Annotated in this window: 17 protein-coding genes and 4 pseudogenes; 11 read left to right on the forward strand and 10 right to left on the reverse strand. The window is 56.9% G+C overall.

Translation table 11 applies throughout. From position 1 onward, the window contains the following. Positions 1 to 412: 412 nt before the first annotated feature. The gene (locus AC2YI2_RS17915) at positions 413 to 3,493 is read right to left on the reverse strand and encodes a diguanylate cyclase domain-containing protein (RefSeq protein ID WP_487387862.1); all 3,081 of its coding nucleotides are present in this window, start codon (positions 3,491 to 3,493) and stop codon (positions 413 to 415) included. 200 nt (positions 3,494 to 3,693) lie between these two features. Then, positions 3,694 to 3,930: a DUF6894 family protein gene (locus AC2YI2_RS17920; RefSeq protein ID WP_487387863.1), complete on the reverse strand. Its 237-nt coding sequence runs from the start codon at positions 3,928 to 3,930 to the stop codon at positions 3,694 to 3,696. Positions 3,931 to 4,310: 380 nt separating this feature from the next. Between AC2YI2_RS17920 and AC2YI2_RS17925 the strand changes: the two are divergent. Next, a pseudogene (locus tag AC2YI2_RS17925) lies at positions 4,311 to 4,640 on the forward strand (IS3 family transposase); the annotation flags it as partial. Positions 4,641 to 4,650: 10 nt separating this feature from the next. Here AC2YI2_RS17925 and AC2YI2_RS17930 read toward each other — a convergent pair. After that, complete coding sequence (locus AC2YI2_RS17930) at positions 4,651 to 4,878, reverse strand: hypothetical protein (protein ID WP_487387864.1); 228 nt, start codon at positions 4,876 to 4,878, stop codon at positions 4,651 to 4,653. A 79-nt stretch (positions 4,879 to 4,957) separates the two neighbouring features. After that, a complete protein-coding gene (locus AC2YI2_RS17935; RefSeq protein ID WP_487387865.1) occupies positions 4,958 to 5,122 on the reverse strand; it encodes a hypothetical protein in 165 nt (54 codons plus the stop codon). A 369-nt stretch (positions 5,123 to 5,491) separates the two neighbouring features. Here AC2YI2_RS17935 and AC2YI2_RS17940 point away from each other — a divergent pair, with 369 nt between their 5' ends. After that, a complete protein-coding gene (locus AC2YI2_RS17940; protein WP_487387866.1) occupies positions 5,492 to 5,656 on the forward strand; it encodes a hypothetical protein in 165 nt (54 codons plus the stop codon). A 132-nt stretch (positions 5,657 to 5,788) separates the two neighbouring features. After that, on the forward strand, positions 5,789 to 5,971 hold the full coding sequence (locus AC2YI2_RS17945) for a hypothetical protein (protein ID WP_487387867.1): 183 nt from the start codon (positions 5,789 to 5,791) through the stop codon (positions 5,969 to 5,971). A 90-nt stretch (positions 5,972 to 6,061) separates the two neighbouring features. Here AC2YI2_RS17945 and AC2YI2_RS17950 read toward each other — a convergent pair whose 3' ends face one another. Continuing rightward, positions 6,062 to 6,274: a hypothetical protein gene (locus AC2YI2_RS17950; RefSeq protein ID WP_487387868.1), complete on the reverse strand. Its 213-nt coding sequence runs from the start codon at positions 6,272 to 6,274 to the stop codon at positions 6,062 to 6,064. Positions 6,275 to 6,586: 312 nt separating this feature from the next. Here AC2YI2_RS17950 and AC2YI2_RS17955 point away from each other — a divergent pair, with 312 nt between their 5' ends. Further along, positions 6,587 to 8,458 (forward strand): HAMP domain-containing methyl-accepting chemotaxis protein, encoded by a 1,872-nt coding sequence (locus AC2YI2_RS17955; RefSeq protein WP_487387869.1) that lies wholly within the window; start codon positions 6,587 to 6,589, stop codon positions 8,456 to 8,458. 251 nt (positions 8,459 to 8,709) lie between these two features. Continuing rightward, a pseudogene (locus tag AC2YI2_RS17960) lies at positions 8,710 to 9,552 on the forward strand (DUF763 domain-containing protein); the annotation flags it as partial. A gap of 476 nt (positions 9,553 to 10,028) precedes the next feature. Here the strand turns inward: AC2YI2_RS17960 and AC2YI2_RS17965 are convergent. From AC2YI2_RS17965 to AC2YI2_RS17975, 3 genes are read right to left on the reverse strand one after another with little or no spacing between them, the layout of a single operon-like run. Next, positions 10,029 to 10,352: a hypothetical protein gene (locus AC2YI2_RS17965; protein ID WP_487387870.1), complete on the reverse strand. Its 324-nt coding sequence runs from the start codon at positions 10,350 to 10,352 to the stop codon at positions 10,029 to 10,031. Further along, the gene (locus AC2YI2_RS17970; RefSeq protein ID WP_487387871.1) at positions 10,339 to 11,202 is read right to left on the reverse strand and encodes a hypothetical protein; all 864 of its coding nucleotides are present in this window, start codon (positions 11,200 to 11,202) and stop codon (positions 10,339 to 10,341) included. Before AC2YI2_RS17970 ends, AC2YI2_RS17965 begins: the two co-directional genes overlap by 14 nt. A gap of 18 nt (positions 11,203 to 11,220) precedes the next feature. Continuing rightward, entirely contained in the window at positions 11,221 to 11,562 is a 342-nt protein-coding gene (locus AC2YI2_RS17975; RefSeq protein ID WP_487387872.1) for a VOC family protein, read from the reverse strand. 429 nt (positions 11,563 to 11,991) lie between these two features. Here AC2YI2_RS17975 and AC2YI2_RS17980 point away from each other — a divergent pair, with 429 nt between their 5' ends. After that, entirely contained in the window at positions 11,992 to 12,360 is a 369-nt protein-coding gene (locus tag AC2YI2_RS17980) for a DUF4174 domain-containing protein (protein ID WP_487387873.1), read from the forward strand. A 56-nt stretch (positions 12,361 to 12,416) separates the two neighbouring features. Continuing rightward, a pseudogene (locus AC2YI2_RS17985) lies at positions 12,417 to 12,766 on the forward strand (ethanolamine utilization protein). A 130-nt stretch (positions 12,767 to 12,896) separates the two neighbouring features. Here AC2YI2_RS17985 and AC2YI2_RS17990 read toward each other — a convergent pair. Further along, the gene (locus AC2YI2_RS17990) at positions 12,897 to 13,112 is read right to left on the reverse strand and encodes a hypothetical protein (RefSeq protein WP_487387874.1); all 216 of its coding nucleotides are present in this window, start codon (positions 13,110 to 13,112) and stop codon (positions 12,897 to 12,899) included. 196 nt (positions 13,113 to 13,308) lie between these two features. Between AC2YI2_RS17990 and AC2YI2_RS17995 the strand changes: the two genes are divergently transcribed. The 4 genes and pseudogenes from AC2YI2_RS17995 to AC2YI2_RS18010 all read left to right on the forward strand — a co-directional run bounded on the left by AC2YI2_RS17995 (position 13,309) and on the right by AC2YI2_RS18010 (position 15,119). Next, positions 13,309 to 13,587 (forward strand): hypothetical protein, encoded by a 279-nt coding sequence (locus AC2YI2_RS17995; RefSeq protein WP_487387875.1) that lies wholly within the window; start codon positions 13,309 to 13,311, stop codon positions 13,585 to 13,587. 96 nt (positions 13,588 to 13,683) lie between these two features. Next, entirely contained in the window at positions 13,684 to 13,875 is a 192-nt protein-coding gene (locus AC2YI2_RS18000) for a hypothetical protein (protein ID WP_487387876.1), read from the forward strand. A 127-nt stretch (positions 13,876 to 14,002) separates the two neighbouring features. Beyond that, positions 14,003 to 14,594 (forward strand): annotated as a pseudogene (locus AC2YI2_RS18005) (SOS response-associated peptidase). Further along, a complete protein-coding gene (locus tag AC2YI2_RS18010) occupies positions 14,595 to 15,119 on the forward strand; it encodes a metallophosphoesterase family protein (protein ID WP_487387877.1) in 525 nt (174 codons plus the stop codon). It begins immediately after the preceding pseudogene. A 210-nt stretch (positions 15,120 to 15,329) separates the two neighbouring features. On the opposite strand, the gene dinB is transcribed toward AC2YI2_RS18010, so the two are convergent. Next, positions 15,330 to 16,451, reverse strand: a complete 1,122-nt coding sequence (dinB, locus tag AC2YI2_RS18015; RefSeq protein WP_487387878.1) for a DNA polymerase IV — start codon at positions 16,449 to 16,451, stop codon at positions 15,330 to 15,332. Between the last annotated feature and the right edge of the window lie 2 nt (positions 16,452 to 16,453).

The raw sequence follows: 16,453 nt of genomic DNA on the forward strand, positions 1-16,453 counted from the left end.
GCTGAAGATGGAGTCGATGAATTTGTGGCGAACTTCGAGCGTGATGGTACAGCGGTATTCAAACCGGCCTCAGCACTTGAAAATCCTGGCAGCAAAACGGCTATCACGCCGCGGAATAAGCGAGCTTCATGACCAACCTTCGGTACGTGGTCCAAAACGAAGGCACCCTCGGCATTGTGCTGAAAGCGGCCCCCAGTGGCTTGAGCCGCTCGCCAGAACAAGGACGGGTTTTCTTGATGCTCTGCGGGGGTGATGCTCGCAATGTGAAACGCACCTGCACGAAAGGAAGACTGTGAAGGATTCGCCTTGGCACGGTGTGTTCGTCGGCCTTCCTACCGGGCGCAGCTACGCGATCAGTTCCCTGGTCGCACCTCGCCATGCCGACCGGAATTGAATGTCACAACCGTGCCAGTCATCCTAACCGAGTTGAGTTGTTAGCTGTCGCTTGTGGGGGGGAGCCTTTCGACTGGTTCACAAACTTCTCGAAATCATTTCCCGACATGGGCTTGCCAAACCGGTAACCTTGGGCGGCAAGGCATCCATACTCGCGCAGTGCTGCCTCTTGCTCCGCGGTTTCTATACCTTCGGCAACTGTTAGAAGTCCGAGCTCGCCACTCATAGTGATCAGTGCCTTAGTGATCGCCGCGTCTTGCGGATGTGTAAAGATATCCCGGATGAAGCCCCGGTCGATCTTCAAAGTTGTAAGGGGGTATCGCTGAAGCGAACTGAGCGAAGCATACCCGGTCCCAAAGTCGTCAAATGCAATGCCGACGCCCATAGCGCGTAAGGCGCTAAGGGCTTCGAGCGATTTGTCGTTGTCATGCAGCGCCACACTCTCGGTGACTTCGAGTTCCAGATCGCTTGGGTCAATGCCGTGTTTTTCCATCCCGTCAGCGACCTTGCGGCATAAGTTCGGCGAACGCATCTGAGCCGGAAACAAGTTCACGCCCATTCTCAATCGATGCCCTACAGCATTGATTTGCGACAATTGGCGGCATGCTTCATCGAGCGTCCACCAACCAATATCCAGGGTGAGCGAGCTTTGATCCAATGCCGGCAGAAATGCCCCCGGAAGCAGCAAGCCCCGTTCAGGATGTTGCCATCTGATTAGAGCCTCGCAGCCGAATACCTCGCCTGTCGCAAGGTAGACTTGTGGCTGGTAGTACATGACCAGTTCCCCATGTCCGAGAGCTCTCCGGAGCTCATCTCGTAAGGATCTGCGTGCCACGCTTTCACTGCGCATAGAAGGTTCGAACATTCTGACGCTTCGCTTACCCGCGGCTCTTGCGCGATATAGCGCAAAATCAGCGCTAGCGACCAATTCCTCATCGTCATTGCCATGTGCGGGAGAAATGGCGTAGCCGATGCTCGCATCAAGCTCCAGAACATGTCCGCCTATGTCGAATGGCGCTGAAAACCCGTCCATGATCGCAGACACCTCTTGAGAAGCTACGATTGGATCGCCCAGGTTCGGGATGAGAATGGCGAATTCCTCGCCCCCGAAGCGCGCGACTTCGGCGCCAGCTTTGAGCATATAGGGAAGCCTGACGCCGACCGCCTGGAGTAGTGAGTCGCCTACTCCGTGGCCGTGTGTGTCGTTGACATCCTTGACCCCATCGAGGCCCATCAGGATTAAAGTGGCCGGCCGTTCCGAGGCGAGTTCAGCCTTCAATAGCTCGGTGAAGCGATGGCGGTTGTGCAGGCCGGTAAGTGTGTCCTGGCTCGCCAAGCGCAAAAGCTTGTTATCCCGCTCCCGGCGTTCGGAGATATCTTTAATTACCGCTCCAGCGTACATCCGGTCTTTGTCACGCCAAATGGAAAGCGTAATCTCGATTGGAAATTCAGTCCCGTCTTTACGGATCGCTGAGACTTCCACCGTCTTTCCGCCGAGATTTGGCTTTTCACCTGCGGCGACCCTCGTAAGTCCACTCGAATGAGCGCCTCGCATCCGTTCCGGAATGATGATGGTAATTGGCTTGCCGAGCATCTCGTCCTTGACATAGCCAAATAGCTTCAGGGCGGAACCGTTTACGAATTCTATATTGCCTTCGCCGCTGATCGAAATCAGTGCGAGATGGGTAGCGCGGGCGAAATTCGATGCGATCTCGTCGTCCGCCGATACAAGAGACATGAATCCCTCAAGTGGCTTCTGTGGATCCCCGGTTGTTTCGTCCGCCGACGCCCACCGCCCCCTTCCAGCGGCTTTAGCCCGGTAACACGCCTCGTCGGCCAGCGACATAAGCTTGGAAGCGCTCGGCTCGTCTCCCGTTATGCACTTCATACCGACGCTGACGCCAACGCGGAACACCTTATGCCCCGACTGGAACCCATATTTGCCAATGTCCTTCGTAATTGTGTCGCAAAAATCTTTAGCCGCGCGGCCATGGATATCGGCAAGTAGAATGCCAAATTCGTCTCCCCCAAGGCGCGCCACGACATTCGCATCGCCGCAGGACTTGACGAGACTTTCCGATATCCCCTGGAGAACCTTGTCCCCCGCCGAATGACCTGCGCCGTCATTGACAAGCTTGAAATGATCAAGATCCAGCATGCAAAGCGTGTGTTTGCGGCCCTCAAGGCGCGCCGTCGACACTGCCCGCTCGATCGCAGCCTCGAATATGATCCTGTTCGGCAGCCCTGTCAGAGGGTCATGCGTTGCAGCATGGTGGAGGCGGGCCTTATACTCATGCTCATCAGTGGTGTCGCGGATGACCGCTACGAAACCAGAGAGCGTCCCTCTTATCATCACAGGTGAGATCGAACAGTGGCCCCGCCTGCGCGACCCATTTCGCCGCACAACCTCTGCTTCCTCCAAAAATGTGGAACCATTCTCCAGCGCAGTGGCGTAGGTCACCGGGGAGTGAGCTATGGAAGTATCGACTGTGGATCGCAGATCCAAGACTTCGGACAAATGCCGCCCGACAGCATCTTCGGTTGACCAACCGGTAAGTTCACACGCTGAGCTGTTGAAACTAGTGATCAGTCCCTTAGAATCCAGGCAGACAATCCCCTCGCCGATCGATCTCAGGGTAACGAGGAGACGCTCCTTCTCTTCGGCCAGTGCGAGTTCGGCCTCTTTTAATGCGGAAATGTCTGTGTCCGTACCAAGTATCCTCGCGACCCGACCATCGGGCAGCCATGCAATCGGGCGGCCGCGGCTCAATATCCATATCCATTGTCCATTGCGATGCCGCTCCCGATATTCAAACGAATTAATCTGGAGTTCGCCCGCGTCCTGCCGCGCGGTGGTTTCATCTATGCGTTTCCTGTCCTCGGGATGAAGGCGGTCGATCCACGGACCGGCGATTTCGTCAACCTCATCGTCAGGCAAATAGCCCCGGAGCGTTTTCCAGGTTGCGGAGTAACGTACGGTGCCGGAAGCGAGGTCGTGGTCCCAAACCCCTTGCCCGGCTCCATGCAAGGCCGATTCCAGCCTTTCCACCTCTTCGCGCAGAGCGTCGACCTCCAGATGGGCTGCCTTCTCGCCATTCATTCTGATGTCTCCCAGCATAATATTCGCGCGCGCTAAAGCATGCCCGAAAGGGGTGAACTGAAGGTTACTTGCAACTGCTGGATTCAGCTCCGGAGATAGACATCGGGTAAGTGTTCGACGATCTCAAGTCGCGCAGGGACCAGTTCTAAGAGTGTTTCATCATTTGGCTTTGCCCGGTCGCTTCGGCGGCCGGGCTTTTTTCATTCTACCCGTAGGACGGATTTGAACGGTAAGGTGAAAAGCTTCCCGCCAAGTTCGTCATGAACCTCGAATTCGTTGCCGTCGACAATCTCGCCCTTCCTAACTTTCTCCGCAAGGATTTCTCGTGCGGCCTCTTGAGCCTCATCAAGCGCGGCCCTTGCGTTAGGCATTTCAACACCTTCCAAGTCGCGGACGAGATCCTCGTGATTTCGAATGTGGAAATAAAATCTTGGCATGAGATGCTCCTGCTGTTGACTTCTGGGTAACAGCCCCAACCCCATAAAGTTGCTCGTCGTCGGGCGGCGTCATGCTAGATCACATGGTCAGAGGAACCTTCAAGGTCGCGAGGCATTCTACAGGCTGTTCAGCCTTTAAATTCGACCCGGTCGCTGCGGCGGCCGGGCTTTTCTTCGTACGATAGCGTGCACAAGGCGAAACTAGCGGAGAGGAGGTCAGCAGCAGGTTGTCAGGAAAATGCGGCTAGTCCGCCAAAAACGCATCAGTTTGATCGAGGTCTTTTCATGTTGCTTGACGAGATTGCACGCGAAGACGACGATGTGCTGCATCTTGAGGATGTTTTGCGGGCAGCTGAAGTCGCACTGGAAACTGACGCCCATGGGAAGAGAGCGGCAAGGTCTACGGCTATCGAAAGCTGCACGACGATCTTCTCGACCAAGGCGAGATGTGCTGCCCGAACCGGGTCGCACGCCTGACACGCGTTGCTGGGATAAAGGCGCAGATTGGCTACAAACGCCGTCCCGGCATCTACGGCGGCAGGCCTTCCGTTGTCGTAGATAATTCGCTCGACCGGCAGTTCGACGCCGCGGCTCCAGACACGGCCTGAGTCACGGACATCACCTACATCCGAACCTGTGAGGGCTTCGCCTATCTCGCCGTCGTCATCGATCTTTATTCCCGTCGTGTCATCGGCTGGGCGATGCGAAACTCGGGGCTATTCAACAATTCTCATAAGGTTTGCCGTCGACGCCGGTCTCGCCCGCCATGATCTGACCCATTGATACTTCTTTTCCCAAGCCATCAGTGCAGGTGCTCGCCGCCGACTTCGCTATCACGATGTCCGTCTCGACATTCGCTTCAAAGCGCAGGACGTAGTTTTGGGCGAGGCTGATCACCGCGGCGCAGACTTCCTCCTGATGCCATCCGAGATCGCGGGCGCGATCCATGAGCGCGACGAGATGGGATTCCAGTCATTCTCGAGATCCAGGATACGATCGGGGTGATTTGCGGCGAGGCGAGGGGACTTCATTTCTTGATGAGCCATCGCCTGGCGTAGACTTCGACAGCTTTGCGGGCTTCCTCGATAGTTTCGTATTTGCCGGAAACGGTAACACAACGCTCGCCGTACGTGACATCAACTCGTTTGGTCATCACGTCGTACTGGACTTTCACGCTTTGGCTTGTTTCCATGGGCGTCTCTTTGTGCGAACAGAAGGGCAGGATGTGTTGTTAGCGATCCTTGACCGAAACGTCTGAATCTCGCAAGCAACTAATGTTTGTCGGCACCCATTGCGCTGGAGACTTTCTTGAAACATCAGGCCGACAAGACACCTGCATGAAGGTCTGGGAGTTGGGATGCGAATTATAGGCGGCGCGTTGTCTGTGATTATTGCCCTTGCCGGCTTTGCCGCACCGGTCGCGCAATCTACTTCCGGCACGTTCACTAACGGTCAAACGCTATTCGAAGAATGTCTCGTCTACGCAAAATTCAGCAATTCTGATATGCGACCGACATTGATACAGGCTGATTAGATTGCCAGTTGCCGTAGGGCAGTTACGATGGCCGCTGACACTGTCAGTGTGCTCGCCACAGTGGATGACATGCAGCCTCGCTTCTGTCTGCCAACTAACATCGTGATGGGCACGGCAGTCGACGTTGCAGTCAAGTGGATGGAAGACAATCCGGCGAAGCTCACCTTCCTGCAGCAGTTGTCATCACCTTAGCATTTCAAGAAGCATATCCGTGCAGTCAGTAGGAGGCCTTACGCTGCAAAATTCTTCCCACTCTCCCAAGATCTTTTGATTTTCGTCAAATTAGAGATGCTGCATGATGCCGACAACCTTGAGGAGCACTGCATGACAGCTAGTCGACAGCTCTATTACAATTTGCTCAAGAAAGACGCGCTGCTGATCATTGACGGCGTAGCATACACGCTCGACGGTCCCTTCCCGTCGCGCGAGGCGGCCGAGGCAGCGGCGAAATCGCTTATCGACGCGCTCGAGCAAGATTGCGACTTCGTCGGGCGTGCCCCTTGCTGATCACCGGTCTGGAAACTCGTCACGATTCTGGTTGAGGTTGACGCACGGCGGTAGGTTGCTGGGCGGCGGTCCTTCCTTGATCGGCCCGCGTCAATGTCGGCGTGTAAACATCTCTCGCGCCGCGTCCTCGCATTGGGCTAACAAGGCCGCCTCGCTCAGGCCGGCCATGCTGTACTGGCGGAGCACAAGTCTGGCGCACGCCTTCTCGTTTTCGTCGGTGCGATCAAACCATTCTAATTGAGCGAGTGATTTGAAAACCGAATTCACGACATTATAGTCACCGGGTGCAAGTGCATTGCGCATGGCGACCTCCTTCGGATGACCGAGAATAATTCCGCGCAGGACGTCCGGCAAGAGCGATCCGCGCGCCCTAGCGCACGTCGTCGCGAATTTGCGGGAGCCTTTCTCGAACGCTCCGGCCTATGATCACGCATCAATCACCGGCACACGATAGCTGACCCACCCGGAGAGGGCTGTTCGTCCGCAATGGCGCAAGAGCTCACCGGATTACAACACGAAGACCTCAAGTTCCATCAGTTAACGCTAAATTATCCACGAGATGCGAGCGTAGTTTAGACCCTCTGCGGTCAGCCAGGAACTCTATTGGAGACCCGCATGAAACGCCCCACCATTAAACAGGCGCTGATTATCAAGCTGTCGATCATCACCGCGTTTATCGCCGCCTTGTCCTATGAGGGGCTCAGCACAATCTCGACGCTCAGCGCCAACACTGAACAGATCGGGACGTTCTGGATGCAGCGGATGGTGACGGCGCGAGAGATCAAGGGCAATTTCCTAGGTCTAAGCTTGGTCTACTCCCAATACCTTCTCGAGGATACTGCGGAGGAGAGAACCATAGGGCAGCAAAAGATCGAAGCGGCAAGGGCCGCATTGGATAAGGTGGTCAGCGAATACGAGAATGGCGTTCGCACCGAGCGTGGAAGGGAGTTGATCAATAGGATAAAGCCGGAGCTGGCCAAATATCGCGAGCTGGCGGGTCAGATGATTGTCCTGCAGAATGCGGGCAAGGCATCCGACGCGCATACTTTCTACAAACAGGAGATGGAGCCTCAAGCTGAACGGGTGAACAAAGGGGTGGTTGAACTGGTCACTTTCATTCTCGACCAGGCTGAAGGCTTTGTTGCCGCAAGCGCTGCCTCGGCGAGCTCGGCTTTCGTGATGACGGCCGTCAGCGCAGGCCTTGCAGCGATCATCGCCATTGCTGGTATTTTCTTTGCGGTGTTTGGTATCGCCAATCCAATCAAAAGTATTGCCTCCGCCATGAAGCGCTTGTCGGACGGACATCTGAATAGCGATATTCCCTATTCTGGTCGCGCCGACGAAGTCGGTGACATGGCGGCCGCCGTTGAAGTCTTCCGGCAGAATGCTCTCAACGTTGTTCGGCTTGAGAAAGACGCTGCCGCATCCCGCCTCGAAACCGAAGCCGCCCGTGCAACCGCTCAACAGAAGGCCGAGCGCGAGGCCGAACAATTGCGCTTCGCCACGACGACATTGGGTGAAGGCCTCCGGCGGCTTGCGGCAGGTGACATTTCCTTCCAGCTGTCCGAGCAATTCGCGGCTGAGTATGAAGCGCTGCGCGAGGACTTCAATGCGTCGCTCCGGCAATTGGGAACGACGATTGGCTCTGTGCTGCAAACGGTGCACAGCATCGACAACGGAACCGGCGAGATCGCGTCCGCGGCCCAAGATCTCTCCAAGCGCACCGAGCAGCAAGCAGCGTCTCTCGAAGAAACTGCGGCGGCTCTGGAAGAGATCACCGCGAATGTTGCGACGGCGACGAAACGCACCGACGAGGCACGCAATGTGGCGAAAGAGGCCAATGCCAGCGCCCAGCGGTCGGCGACGGTCGTGTCAGAAGCGGAGCAGGCCATGCGACGCATCGAGGATAGCTCGCAGCAGATTTCGAACATCATCGGGGTCATCGACGAAATTGCCTTTCAGACGAACCTCCTGGCGCTGAATGCCGGCGTCGAGGCTGCCCGTGCGGGCGAGGCAGGCAAAGGTTTTGCGGTGGTTGCCCAGGAAGTCCGTGAGCTCGCCCAGCGTGCCGCGCAGGCGGCCAAGGAGATTAAAGGGCTGATCCAAAAGTCGTCGACGGAAGTGGAGAATGGGGTGAAACTGGTTCTTGAAACCGGTCTTTCGCTCAAGTCGATTGGCGAACATGTCGCGCAAATCAATCAGGGTATGGATGTAATCGCCACTTCGGCGCGCGAGCAGTCAACAGGGCTCGCCGAAATCAACACGGCCGTCAATTTGATGGATCAGGCGACCCAGCAGAACGCCGCAATGGTCGAGCAATCGACCGCGGCGGCGGCATCACTGTCTTCTGAAGCTGGCCGATTGAGAGAACTGGTGAATCAGTTTCAACTCGAAGCGACGAGCCGATCTGTGCAGAATCGTACCGAAGGGCGAGCCCCCGGAAGTGGCAGGCCGATTGATTTGGCGACCACACGTCGTGCCGGATAGAACATCATTAGTTCTCCGCGGAACAATTCGGCGACGACAAATGCCTGCCGCGCACCTGCCTGGGACAGTTGGTCTGTGAAGTGCGGAATCAAGGACCACGTTCTGGTAGGCACGGGTCGCTTCGAGCAGCGTCGCGCGCAACTCGTCCGCTAGACGGCATCAGCGGCCTTCAGTCCGCCGAACTATGTCCGGGATGCCGTCGGCCGGGCCCCGTCACGAACATTGCTGCGGGTAAAAAACGGGCTTTCGAATTCATCGTGACGGATGACGGGAAATGGGCTGTCGTTCAGCAGGGTATGAACGGAGACAATAAGCTAGCGCGCCGCTATCACTGGCTGTCCGAGGGGCTGACAAGCTTTCTTGATTCACCCCGTGCCGCCATCGAGGGAAAGGGCCAGGGCGAGATCATCAATCTCGCCGACCATCGTGCCGACCGGTCGCGCAAGGGACAGCTCGAGCTTCTCGCATCGTTGGGGCCAGACAAGATCGTTCGCGAGCTTGGCGCCCTTGAAGCGGAGATGATGCCGGCGAAGGTCACAGGTCACGACATGCAGCCCATGTTGCCGCATCTGATCATGCCTGCACATCATGATGTTCGCGAGACTGACGTGAACATTCGCCGCTTGCATGGAAACCTCGCTGCCGCCGCGGACCGTGGACCTGTCGATTTCGAAAGCTTGTTGCTCACGCCCGGCGTCGGAGCGAGAACCGTCAAGGCGTTGGCTATGGTGGCAGAAGTTGTGCATGGCGCGCCCTGTCGCTTCTCTGATCCAGCGCGGTTTTCGCTGGCGCATGGGGGCAAGGATCGTCATCCGTTTCCGGTGCCGCTGAAGGTGTATGACGAAACAATCAGTGTGATGAAGTCGGCGGTTAGAAATGGCCGCCTCGGTCGTGACGAAGAACTTCAGGCGCTAAGGCGGCTCGACGACCACTCCAGGCAGCTTGAACGGTATGCCACGGGACCTGATCTGAAGGAAATCGTTGCTGGGGAATTCGCCCGGTCGCCGCTTCTGGGCGGGCGAAGCGTATTCGGTTGGGAAGGTGCGCCTGCGGAGCCGGAGCCCGATTGGCAAAATATAAAGAAGAACCGGTGAACCGGCCGAATTTAGCTTTGCTGATTCCAAATTGCATCTCGCGTTTCAAGCATCGCTGTTGACTCATACATCCGGCTTTGCTTGATTATCTCCCTCGGGAGTGACGCTATGACTTATGATTGGGATGGCCGACGTACGCGGCGACTACAGGCGATAAGACTGGCGACTGCGATGGCTGTCGGCATGGTAATCCCACTCGCGGTCACGGCGTTTTCCTATGTCAGATGAGTCGTTGGTCTTTGAGATCCAGTATCATGGCAAGGGCTTGCTAATGCAGGCCGAAAGCTATTCGGGAACGCTGGCGAATGCTGAGGGCAAGGCACTCTTGGGCTTGATCAGACATCTTTATGCAGGAGTTGAGGAAGCAAGAATTTTCACTGCTGACGGTGGTCTGTCGAGTAGGATAGATGTGCCAACACGACGCCCTGAGCCTGACATTCTGGCGGCAGAGTAGTTGAGTTTCGGGAATTTGGCCGCTATGGCAGTCGATCAAACCAGAGTGCGTAGGGGCTGTTAGCCACCATGTGTCTGTTGAGGTCAGGTGTTCCATCATCCCACCAGACAGGGCCGCGCTCACCGAGTGCCGTCTTCGCTTCATCGACCCTTCGCCGGGCGTGGGCCGTTGCCAACCGATCGCCTTTCGCCTCCTTCACAGCCCGGCGGGCATTCATAAGTTCGTCGACAAGGCGTTGGCGCTCAGCTTCATCCAAGGCTGGGTTACTCGCTCTCCAAAGCCGCCCGCGGACGATAATGTAGCGACCGTCTGGCGTTCTTGGTGCGGCGATATCACGACCAGCCATTTTGCCTTCTCCGTTCGACCGCCCGTGCCGCTTTCCTCGCCTCGACAAGTTCCGGCTTCGTCGGCTGCCACCACCCCCGTGCCCTCTCTGCAGGTCGGGGCTCGGCGCGCGCGGGCCATGTCTTAACGAGTTCTTCCAGTGTCGCGGGCCGCCAGCTTGCCCAGATCAACTCACGGTCTGCTGCGACCTCGGCATAGAACTCAGCTGCGGTATCGCCGCTGACGAGTTCGCCATGGCTGCCGGTCATCGCGACGATTCCATAGGTCGGCGTCGAGACCGGGCGATCCAATGGCGGCAGGTCATTTTGAGGTACGGGATATCTGAATTTCCGGCGCTCGGCCGATCGCTTCTGGGACGCCAGAAAAGCTTCCGTACCTTTCGCCTCGGCGCGTCGGCGCTGGCGTGCTTCCGGTTCGTTCCGGCGGGCGGCGGCTTCGATGGTTGGCCAGCGTCGTCTGAGGTCGTCATACGATCGAAACGGTACGACCCACATGCGATCGGCGGCATCCCACCGTGCAAAGGGCACCTGTCGCAGCTCATCGACCACTGTCCTCGAATAAGGCGTGCGCACGACCAGATTGAGTCCGGCTTCGAGATAGGCGCTTTCGATTGGCTCGAACTGATATGCATCCCGCCCTTTGGCATCTGCGTGAATGTCGGCTTTGGCTTCTTCCAAGGCGTGCCAGCGGGCGATGCGGTGCTCTGCTGTCTTGCCTGGAACGAACCACGCCTTGCGCTGATCGTCCCAACGGGCACGAGGGAAGCTTTCGCGGAACCGTTGGACGGCTATGCGATCATGATCGAGTGCAATCGTTGCACCCTCGACTTCGTGATCCCTTTCGACTTTCATCGAGCCGGCGCCTGTACCTCATTCTTTGGGCTGAGCCAGCACCACAAGGTTCTCGTCGGGGTCTCTGATGCGGACAATGCTTGTGTAATTCGCTTCCTCAATCTCTCCGGTGAGTATGCCGGCGTCTAGAAGCCGCGCAGCTTCGCCAGCGAGATCATCGACGATGAGCGTCATCGTCCCGCTACCCGCGTTGTCGGCATTTTCATAAAGTTGGAAGCCGGACAATTGCGCATGATGCCACTCGGCGAGACCCGTCATGGGCCGCGCATCCGGCGAGCGATCGAACAAGTTCTCGTACCAGGGGAAGCTGGCATTGGGTTCGGAACAACAGAGATTGGCATAAATCTTGGTCATGGGCATGAGGCAGATCCTCTCCATATCGGGTGGGTCGTTTACGCGATCAGGCTCCGGAGCCGAGGGCGGTTGGGACGCCACGCATGTTTGTGTTGGACTCGGGTTGCGTCAGAACACTTCAACGCGTCTGATCGCCGAAAGATGCATGCCGAGCTTGCTGGTGCCGAGGCGCTCCCCGCTTAGTTCGGTTTGCTCACGATAAGCGCCTTCGCTGTTCCCGCGCCAGGCCAAGGAACCGGGAGGCCCACATAGAGGTTGAGGGGTCCGCAAGGATTTTCCGCGGTTCAACACCTATTGATCACTCGCGCAGTCGTGTGCAGCAGTGCGATGGCTTACCAAAAATCGCTTCGATGGTCTTGCAAGCAGGAGGAGTGAATGCGTCTGACGTGCTTAGTCGCCACGGTCATATTAGCAGTCGGCCACACGGGATATGCAATGGACAGCCTATCGAAGTACGAATGGAAGAACCGGGTCGTTGTCCTTTTCGGCGATCCTCAGGACGACAGGCTCGTCAGGCAGGTCGACATTCTGACCTCACGGCCTGACGAAATAAGCGATCGAGACATGGTCATTCTTCACGTCGATGGCGACGATGTTCGCTCGATATTTGGTGATGCAGCCCTCGTCAACGCGCGCCAGCTTCGCGAAGAGGCGGACATCAATGGCGACGAGTTCAAGGCCCTTCTGGTCGGCAAGGACGGTGGGATAAAACTTGCATCCGCCGAGGTCATCACGGACGAAAAGTGGTTCAGCTTAATAGACCAGATGCCAATGCGACGCTCGGAGCGCGGAGCGGATAAATGATCCGCTCGCGTCGGTCCATCGCTTTCCACTCAGAGGAAGCTCGCTAGGAGACAGCAATGAAGGCGCAGAAATTCGCAATCGCCGACGCAGAATTCGACGGTCGCCCGGTCAGGATGGCGAGGTGTTCACCGCAAAAATGGTCGATGAGCGACATGGAGGCCCCGTGACAATCGGCTACGGCCGATATGGCGCCAACCAAAGCTTAACCGCGACTATGGCGGTCGACGACACTATGATCGTTATCCAGGGTAGCCTGACGGTCAAGTCGGCGAACGGTTTGGTCACTGCCGGGCCCGGGGAGATCGTCTACATGCCGAAGGGTGAAAGAGTGACAATCCTGTCTCATGCGGAGGGAACGGTCACCGCATATGTGACATATCCCCATTGGCGTACGGCACGCGAATAACTGCGCGCATGCGGCTCTCGTAGCGATCCTGAAATCCGCGACACGGCGCGTTTTGCGAAGGCGCATTCCGACCGGTCGTTCTGCGCCCTTTATTTGATTTCGGCGAACGCCCTCTCAGTCCATGCGCGCTCTAACGTGCCTGATCGGGATCGTCCGACGAGTGGGGCAGCCGACCGTGGACATAAGACTGATATTTCGCGACGTTCAGGATCGCAGTGATCGCCTCTTCCTCGGAATAGCCGGCGTCGGCTGCCTTAGCGAGCAACTCGGTGATGTCGATGTCCATGTGCTCTTCGAGTTCGAGCGCTCTGTCAGGGTTACTTTCGGATTTGCGTGCGAGTTTCATTCGGATTCTCCTTCGTGAATCAACGCGTTGGAGATTCACGCGGTTCCACGAAACGAAAAGAGGCCGCGGTGGAGATCGCGGCCTAATCCGAGGGGATATCTCAACGCAGGGAACGCTGAGACAATCGCTGATTAAAAGCCCGATGTAACAGGCCAGCGACGAATAGCGGAGATGGAGGCGGATACGTCTAAGCGGTTTGCGGCTGAACGACGTCAATTTTCGAGAACCGAGTGCGAGCCACGCTAAGGCTTTCGACAAATATCAATTCTTCGTCGGCAATCCCGCGCTGGAAAAAGCCGATGACAATACGGGCAAGATCCCGTTCATTCTGATCGTTGCGGTCAAACCATTCCTCGCGGAGGATCGTCTTATAAACCCTCTGCAACATTTCCATCTCTTCCGGCTGCCAAGCCGGATTCGCACTTATCAAGGCTTTTTACTCCCCTGGTTAGAAGCCTATGTGGTGCGCGGTTGATTTTAGACATCTATCATTTTTGGTCCATCAGAAATTATCTCGAAACCTATTTCGCTCTGTGAGCGATTCTTGTGCTTGTGTCCGTCAGGAGGAAACATGAAGCTGTCCCAGCCGAGCCATTTTAGAGACGCCTATTTGATCCATGATCCAGTCCGGAAGGACGCCCTTGTCGTCGATTACGATCAACTGGTCACCCTGACAGGACCCTTTAACGACTACAACGATGCGCACAATGCGATGACAAAGATGTTTGAACGAAGGACGTCGCTACGTCACCACCGCCCTTGAGTTGCCTCCTCGTGCCCGCAACACGGATGCCCTGATTGCGGTATCGCGGCCTCGATCGCGGCGTGCCTCCTCAGGATCTCGTTGTTCGGGTTGGTTCCTGGTACCTCTCTCCTTCGGTGAAGATGCAATGTGCAACGACTATGAGCAACACATCCGCTATGCGGAATACCGCAAGATTATGGAGGATCTCGCGCTGGATATTCCTTCACACCAGGACGAGGCTGACCTGCCGCAGGCCGACGATATTAAAATCGGCGACCTTGGGCCGATTGTTCGGGCAATCGGCAACGGGGTTGAGCTGATCCAATTGAGGTTTGGCTTTCCTCCAAAAGGCCGAGGCGGACCAGTCTTCAACTTCCGCTCGGAAGGCCGGGATTTTGCAGATAGCAAACGGTGTTTGGTCCTCGCGAGCGCGTTCTTCGAATTCACGGGCAAGAAGTATCCCAAGGCGAAGCATCGCTTCACGCTCGCTGATCATCCGATGATGGCGATCGCGGGGTTGTGGCGGGAGACCGAGGGCAACCAACCGCCGGCCTTCACAATGTTGACTACCGCACCGGGACCAGATGTCGCGCCGATCCACGGCCGCCAAATTGTTGTTCTGAAACCGGAGAGGTGGGCGGACTGGATCTATCTCAGCAAAACAGAAGAAGAGCTGACTCGTCCCTCTTCCGGGCGGTAGCCTCCACGTCGAACAGGTCCGGCCCGGCAGTGACTGAATGATCTACTTTACTAGCGACACACATTTCGGCGACACAAGGGTTCTGCGTATTGACCGGCGCCCCTTTCCCAACATGATCGAGCACGATGCTGCGGTGATCGCGAACTGGAACCGCAGGATTGGCCCGGAAGACGAGGTTTGGCATCTGGGCGATTTCGCTGCAAGGAAGCCCGACTTCGCCGAGCGACTTCTGTCACAGTTCAATGGCAGGAAGCATCTCGTCATTGGTAACAACGACCCGATCGAAACAACGAGTGCGAATAGTTGGGCTAGCGTTCAGCATGACGCCGAATTACGGCTGGATGGGCACCACCTTATCCTTTGCCACTATCCGTTTCGAACCTGGAATCAGATGGGCAAGAGGTCGATCAATCTGCATGGACATTCCCACGGCCGTTTGAAGCCAATGCCACGTCAGTTCGATGTCGGCGTCGACCCTCGCGGCCTGCTGCCGACAACATTGGCTGAGTTGCTACCCAAATCGAAGTCACAGTTCGCCCAAGGCGATGCGCCAGCCGCATAGCTGCCTTGCGCCGTTATTGCTGGGAAGTCAGCTCGGAGTCGCTATAAGCCGCTTGCCGAAGTGTTGCCGTTCCAATGGCATCCTTTGATCAGACGACTCACTCCTCCCGAGTGTCGTCTGGCAAACAGCGACATTACCCCTCCCGGTCGCTGTGTTTTCCCAACAAGCCTGCCGCACCTCCTCCCGCGGCAGGCTTCGGGACGGCACCTTTCAGAGACCGAGATCAAGCTGCGTCTTGTCTGTACTTTCACTTGCGTTATTCAGCGACGACAACGTCACGCCGAGCAGGCGAACGGAGCGTCTGAACGGATAGACCGAGGCTAGTAAGCTTTCTGCGATCTCAACGACTTCGGCGACGCTTGAAAGCACGCCCACTGTGGTCCTGCTTCGCGTTGCCTGGGTGAAGTCGGAATACTTAATCTTCACAGTGACGGTCTTGCCGCTGATGTCGTTCCTGTCGCAATAGCTCCAGACCTTCTCTGCAAGATGATTCAGTTCTGCAACGGCGAGCTGGAGATCGGCAATATCCTCGACAAACGTATCCTCCGCTCCGACGGATTTTCGAATTCGGTCAGGCCTGACCCGGCGCTCATCGATCCCACGCGCGATGCCGTAGAAATAGGGACCGGATTTGCCGAAGTGCTCCTGCAGGAATGCGAGCGATTTTGACTTCAGATCGAGGCCAGTCTCAATGCCGTACTTCCGCATGCGCTCGGCGGTGGCAGGACCGACGCCGTGGAACTTCTTGACTGGAAGGGCTTCCACGAATGCTGGCCCATTCTTCGGCGTGATCACCGCCTGGCCGTTCGGCTTGTTGAGATCGCTCGCCATCTTGGCCAGAAACTTGTTGTAGGAGATCCCCGCCGACGCATTGAGGCCGGTGACCTGCTTGATCCTGGCGCGGATTTCCTGGGCAATCTCGGTGGCGACGGCCATCCCTTTCAGGTTTTCCGTGACATCAAGATAGGCCTCATCGAGGGACAGGGGCTCGATCAGTGGCGTGTATTCGGCGAAGATCTCGCGGATCTGCTGGGACACGACTTTGTAAACGTCGAAGCGCGGTGCGACAAATATCAGGTCCGGACATTTCCGTCTTGCCGTCACCGACGGCATCGCCGAATGAACACCGAACGTTCGCGCCTCATAACTGGCGGCGGCGACCACGCCGCGAGCGGCCGAGCCACCGACGGCGACGGGCTTGCCCCGAAGCTCGGGATTGTCCCGCTGCTCGACGGAGGCATAGAACGCATCCATATCGACATGGATGATCTTGCGCTGCGGCGCTCGGTCCTCATCAGCCTCAATGCTCTGCCGTGTACGCGCCAAAGACATTG

Source organism: Rhizobium sp. SRI_017, from assembly GCF_057586295.1.

What these genes read in the sequence shown, in the direction of transcription:
- AC2YI2_RS17915 (WP_487387862.1), bottom strand. Translation starts at nt 3,493, where the DNA reads ATGAATGGCGAGAAGGCAGCCCATCTGGAGGTCGACGCTCTGCGCGAA.
- AC2YI2_RS17920 (WP_487387863.1), bottom strand. Translation starts at nt 3,930, where the DNA reads ATGCCAAGATTTTATTTCCACATTCGAAATCACGAGGATCTCGTCCGC.
- AC2YI2_RS17930 (WP_487387864.1), bottom strand. Translation starts at nt 4,878, where the DNA reads ATGGATCGCGCCCGCGATCTCGGATGGCATCAGGAGGAAGTCTGCGCC.
- AC2YI2_RS17935 (WP_487387865.1), bottom strand. Translation starts at nt 5,122, where the DNA reads ATGGAAACAAGCCAAAGCGTGAAAGTCCAGTACGACGTGATGACCAAA.
- AC2YI2_RS17940 (WP_487387866.1), top strand. Translation starts at nt 5,492, where the DNA reads ATGGCCGCTGACACTGTCAGTGTGCTCGCCACAGTGGATGACATGCAG.
- AC2YI2_RS17945 (WP_487387867.1), top strand. Translation starts at nt 5,789, where the DNA reads ATGACAGCTAGTCGACAGCTCTATTACAATTTGCTCAAGAAAGACGCG.
- AC2YI2_RS17950 (WP_487387868.1), bottom strand. Translation starts at nt 6,274, where the DNA reads ATGCGCAATGCACTTGCACCCGGTGACTATAATGTCGTGAATTCGGTT.
- AC2YI2_RS17955 (WP_487387869.1), top strand. Translation starts at nt 6,587, where the DNA reads ATGAAACGCCCCACCATTAAACAGGCGCTGATTATCAAGCTGTCGATC.
- AC2YI2_RS17965 (WP_487387870.1), bottom strand. Translation starts at nt 10,352, where the DNA reads ATGGCTGGTCGTGATATCGCCGCACCAAGAACGCCAGACGGTCGCTAC.
- AC2YI2_RS17970 (WP_487387871.1), bottom strand. Translation starts at nt 11,202, where the DNA reads ATGAAAGTCGAAAGGGATCACGAAGTCGAGGGTGCAACGATTGCACTC.
- AC2YI2_RS17975 (WP_487387872.1), bottom strand. Translation starts at nt 11,562, where the DNA reads ATGCCCATGACCAAGATTTATGCCAATCTCTGTTGTTCCGAACCCAAT.
- AC2YI2_RS17980 (WP_487387873.1), top strand. Translation starts at nt 11,992, where the DNA reads ATGGACAGCCTATCGAAGTACGAATGGAAGAACCGGGTCGTTGTCCTT.
- AC2YI2_RS17990 (WP_487387874.1), bottom strand. Translation starts at nt 13,112, where the DNA reads ATGAAACTCGCACGCAAATCCGAAAGTAACCCTGACAGAGCGCTCGAA.
- AC2YI2_RS18000 (WP_487387876.1), top strand. Translation starts at nt 13,684, where the DNA reads ATGAAGCTGTCCCAGCCGAGCCATTTTAGAGACGCCTATTTGATCCAT.
- AC2YI2_RS18010 (WP_487387877.1), top strand. Translation starts at nt 14,595, where the DNA reads ATGATCTACTTTACTAGCGACACACATTTCGGCGACACAAGGGTTCTG.
- dinB (WP_487387878.1), bottom strand. Translation starts at nt 16,451, where the DNA reads ATGTCTTTGGCGCGTACACGGCAGAGCATTGAGGCTGATGAGGACCGA.